Origin of the sequence: Bacillus sp. AY2-1 (assembly GCF_008368965.1) — a bacterium.
Taxonomy (GTDB): domain Bacteria; phylum Bacillota; class Bacilli; order Bacillales; family Bacillaceae_G; genus Bacillus_A; species Bacillus_A thuringiensis_S.
In genome coordinates this window covers 1-4,317 of the sequence record NZ_QPEL01000087.1, presented here as the reverse complement: position 1 = coordinate 4,317, position 4,317 = coordinate 1, and the positions used below count along the sequence as shown (strand labels likewise).

Sequence of the window (4,317 nt, the reverse complement as noted above, 5' to 3'; positions counted from 1 at the left end):
CTATAAGAGAAGTATGGAAACGAATCTTGCAACATTCAAAAAAGAATATATGATAAATTATTATTTTGAGGCTATACCAATGTTTATCTTTATGAATTTAATATTTAATAAAGATATTATTGAGTATTTTCAACATAAAGATTGGATTCATATTATTTCATACATATATATGTATTTAGTTCTCAGCAAAATCTAATTAAGTTTGAAGTTAAGATAACATTCGAATTATATCTAAATCAGTAAAAAAATATTCATGAAAATCTAAAATTTTTAAACATAGAACAATAAACACTAAATCACTTGGCTAAAAATAATAAAATATTCACATGAATGAGCTAATATTCAATCTAAAAGTATATAAGCTGTCAATTGTTTTTAGTTCTTATCAAAATATTTATAGTTTTTGCATCGTCGTCCATGGATTCCTGTTAGCTTGATAAGATATGAGGAGTACCTACAAATCTAACAAGAATCAAGTATATTATTATAAAAAAGCGAAACAATAAAATGAAAATAACAATTTATAACTACACATGGAGGTTATTAAATGGGTGAAGTAAATAAAGATAAAAACTATTGTGCACTGCCGATAGTTCCTGAAAGAGAATTTAAAGCAGATGTAAATAACGATCGAAGAGAACTTTTAATAACAAATGAAAAAAAATGGGTAAATGGTACTGTGTTACATTATTATTTCTTTGACAAAGAAACAGATGGTAAATATGTAATCCTAAACAATGGACAAAGAGAATGGAAAACATGGACTACAAATGAAGAGGAAAGGAACGTTGTCAGAAATGCTTTTAAGCAATGGATATCTTTGGGGATAGGTATGAAATTTAAAGAAGTAGCAACAAGAGAGGAGGCCGAAATAAGAATAGGTTTTATGAGAGGTGATGGTGCTTGGTCGTACATTGGAAGAGATATTATTGATCTGGAATTAAGCAAAGATGAAAGAACAATGAATTTTGGATGGGATTTAACACGCAATCCTTCGGAAATAGATACAGCCATTCATGAAATTGGACATACTCTAGGGTTTCCTCATGAACATCAGAACCCAAAAGCGGGTATTGAATGGGATGAAGAAGCTGTATATGCTGCCTTAGCTAAACCTCCTAATAAGTGGAATAGAGAAAAAACTTATCATAATATAATCAGAAAAATAGACCCAGATACCGTACAAGGCTCTAATTGGGATCCCAATTCTATTATGCACTATCCGTTTAAGGCTGGATTAATTAAAAAACCAGTGCAATATCAAAATGGGATAACACCAGCGGGTGGTTTTTCAGAGAGAGATAAGTTGTGGGTCAGAACGTTTTATCCACCAATGGATAATGCTGACTTAGAAGAACTCCCACTATTAGTAAGTAATAAACTTTCATTAAATCATGGAGAACAGAAGGATTTCATTATTAAGCCAAACGAAACAAGAAAATATAATATAGCTACTTTTGGTGCATCCGATTCTGTCATCGTTTTATTTGAAGAAGGTGTTGATGAAGTATTTTATGTTGCAGGTGATGATGATAGTGGTGAAGATCATAATGCAAATATAAATGTCGAATTAAATAGGGGAAAATCTTATATATTACGTGTTCGTGTTTATTATAGTGAAAGGCAAGGTGAAATATCGGTTATGTACTGGTAGGTGGAAGTACTTAGGATTTAGCGGCTTCGAAATAAGGTTTGATTAAAGATGTTTTGTAAATCCACAAGATATGACTAATAACTAGAAAACATTTTGAACAAAGATTAATTAAAATAGTTTCTTTTAGCTCTAATTTGATTTCTGTCAGCAAACGGAGTAGTGAATCTCCTTTTGTCATTTTCAAAAGCCATCGCTTTTTTATTAATCAAAAAGTAAGCTGCAATTAAAAAACTTTGCAGCAGAATCTTGTCTACTTGTTTTCTAGATAATATTTTTAAAGTTATATTTTTATAAACAGTAAAAATCCTCATAACTAGCACAGTATTTGGAACAGACCGTGTGATTAACTTTAGGATTTACATTTTCGGAATTTGTATTACATAAGTCGATTTATGGTCGGTAAAAATCCTATTGGAGGAAGAAACTTTCATTTCCATCTCAAACGAAAGTGTTAGGGTAGTATTGCTTGACCACGACCCGACGTCGGAGCCTGATGGAGGGAATGGAACAGGTGATTATGCTGATTCACATAATATCAACAGGGAATGCTGGGAAATACCTGTTCCAGGCGACTTTCTTAGTATGGTCGTATATAGGAGTCGAAGAGTTCCCGTAAGAACGTAATTTCTCAGCTTGCTCTAGCATAAACCTACGCCAATTCTCAACACCGGGGGATTCGGGTTCAAAAATCGAAAATATTGGAATGGAGAAATCTATTATGTTCATCTACATCTGGGCATTTTTCAAAAAGGCCAGCCTGGAATGGATTCTTGATGTTTCAGAGGTAGTATTGAGTCAAAACGGCTCCAAGATTCTAGATTTGGAAAGTAATGAAAACTCTGATTTAATAGGGTGAAGCAGAAAACCTGAAGTAAACTTCACCGTTGTTTGCACACGATTAGGTAATAACTAACCTTACTTCGGTGGTGGTTATACATGCTATCCCTCTGACAACAAAGCAGCACGAAGTGCAGCTGAACAAATTCGTGACGGCATTAAGCGTGCAGTTTCTCTCTATAATGACGTGGTGCATAATCCGGTAGACGAGTGAATTTCAATTTATCGGGAAAAATGAAATGGAATTCAAAAATTCGTTAGATAGGGACATGCATAACTCATTCGGTCAGTTCTTGTTGCTTTCGCACGTTATTAACCATCTTAGCTGTTGGAATGGTTACAACCTTGAGTTTGCCCGCTCTCTTAATAGCACGATGTCAGTGGAGTCTTTTCTCATTTTATAGTAGGATTCAAATTATATAATTTTTACATAATAAAATAAAATTTAAAGCGAATAATAAACGTCGTTTAAGTAAAGTGGTCTGGAAAATAATAAAAGTTCAGCAATGAATAGTTGTTTCCCCAAGTTGTGTATATAGCAAAGCTGTATCTTGACTTGTATGCCCAAGTTGCTGCATCACTTGTAATGAGTCTTTTTCTTCCATATATAATTTATTTGCTAATGTATGTCTTAATTTATGAGGAGACATTCTTTTTCCGTATGCTTTAGTATATTTTTCTACAATATCTTGGATAGCCCTAACCGAAAGAGGCTGTGCAGTATGTTTATACTTTGATAAAAACACACTTTTTAATTCTTTTCCTGGAGCGTATTTGTTATCTCTAATTTCCATATACTTTTCTAAATCATTCAGTGCTATTGGTGTAATCCATACAGAATCTTCTTTGTTTCCTTTTCGAATTACATCAATTAATCTTTCTTTTAAGTTTATATCTTCCATACGAAGGTCGGCCAATTCACTTACACGAATACCGCTACCAAGAAAAAGGGAAAGGATAGCTACATCACGATCCTTATCCCTTAGGAAATAGAATAATTGATGTTTTGTTAAAGATTTTTCATGTTCATACTTAACGTAATTTAAAAACTCTTGATCATCATCATTATGAAATATTTTAGATCTCATACGCTTTGCACGGGCATTTAATGTTTCTTTATCTTTATGTATTTCAATTTTAGCCATTACGTTTCTATAAAAATAACATTCTCCATCTTCATTCTCTGATAGGGAGGTAAGGTACTTAAATAAAGATTTTAAGGCCGAAATTTTTCTGTTAACAGAGGAATTTTGCATGTTTTGTTGTAGTTTTAGAAACCTCATGAAGTTCTCAACATCTTTTTTCTTTAAATTCTCCAAATCAGAGAAGGATATGTCTTTAATAGGTTTTAATTCAATAATTTGTTCAGATAATAACCAATTAAAGAAGACTCTAAAATCATATACATAATTCAGTAGGGTAGAGGGAGAGGCATCATGCAATTCTTTGTACTCCACAAATTCTTCTATGTAAAAGGGCATTTCATTTAGATTCTCGTATAATTTTTTACGATGTACGGATTTTTGACGTTGCTTGCTGTAATCCATAAAAATCACCTCATATATACTATAACAGAAAAGTTATACGAACACAAGTTCGCGTTAAATTCAATTTTTACACAGACTTATTTACATAATTAAATTATGTAACGATAAGATTTATTTCAAATTAAATAAGGATAGTGTAGTTATTCTAATGAAATTTATAGATAAGCAAGTGATAAATCTGTATTAGGCTATAAAAATTAGTAAAAAAATCACAATTAAATGTGTGTAAAATAAAACAATTTTCATATATAACGTCATACAAAATGAATACATGAAAAC

The 4,317-nt window shown here is 31.8% G+C and carries 3 protein-coding genes; 2 read left to right on the top strand and 1 reads right to left on the bottom strand.

Annotation, left to right across the window (positions count from 1 at the left end):
* The coding region (locus DN403_RS31550; RefSeq protein WP_218948243.1) for a hypothetical protein at window positions 1-196 on the top strand (196 nt) is incomplete at its 5' end.
* Window positions 197-547: 351 nt separating this feature from the next.
* On the top strand, window positions 548-1,654 hold the full coding sequence (locus tag DN403_RS20560) for a M12 family metallopeptidase (RefSeq protein ID WP_098472273.1): 1,107 nt from the start codon (window positions 548-550) through the stop codon (window positions 1,652-1,654).
* Window positions 1,655-2,991: 1,337 nt separating this feature from the next.
* Here the strand turns inward: DN403_RS20560 and xerS are convergent.
* Window positions 2,992-4,038 (bottom strand): tyrosine recombinase XerS, encoded by a 1,047-nt coding sequence (xerS, locus tag DN403_RS20555; RefSeq protein WP_149185701.1) that lies wholly within the window; start codon window positions 4,036-4,038, stop codon window positions 2,992-2,994.
* Window positions 4,039-4,317: the final 279 nt, after the last annotated feature.

What these genes read in the sequence shown, in the direction of transcription:
- DN403_RS20560 (WP_098472273.1), top strand. Translation starts at nt 548, where the DNA reads ATGGGTGAAGTAAATAAAGATAAAAACTATTGTGCACTGCCGATAGTT.
- xerS (WP_149185701.1), bottom strand. Translation starts at nt 4,038, where the DNA reads ATGGATTACAGCAAGCAACGTCAAAAATCCGTACATCGTAAAAAATTA.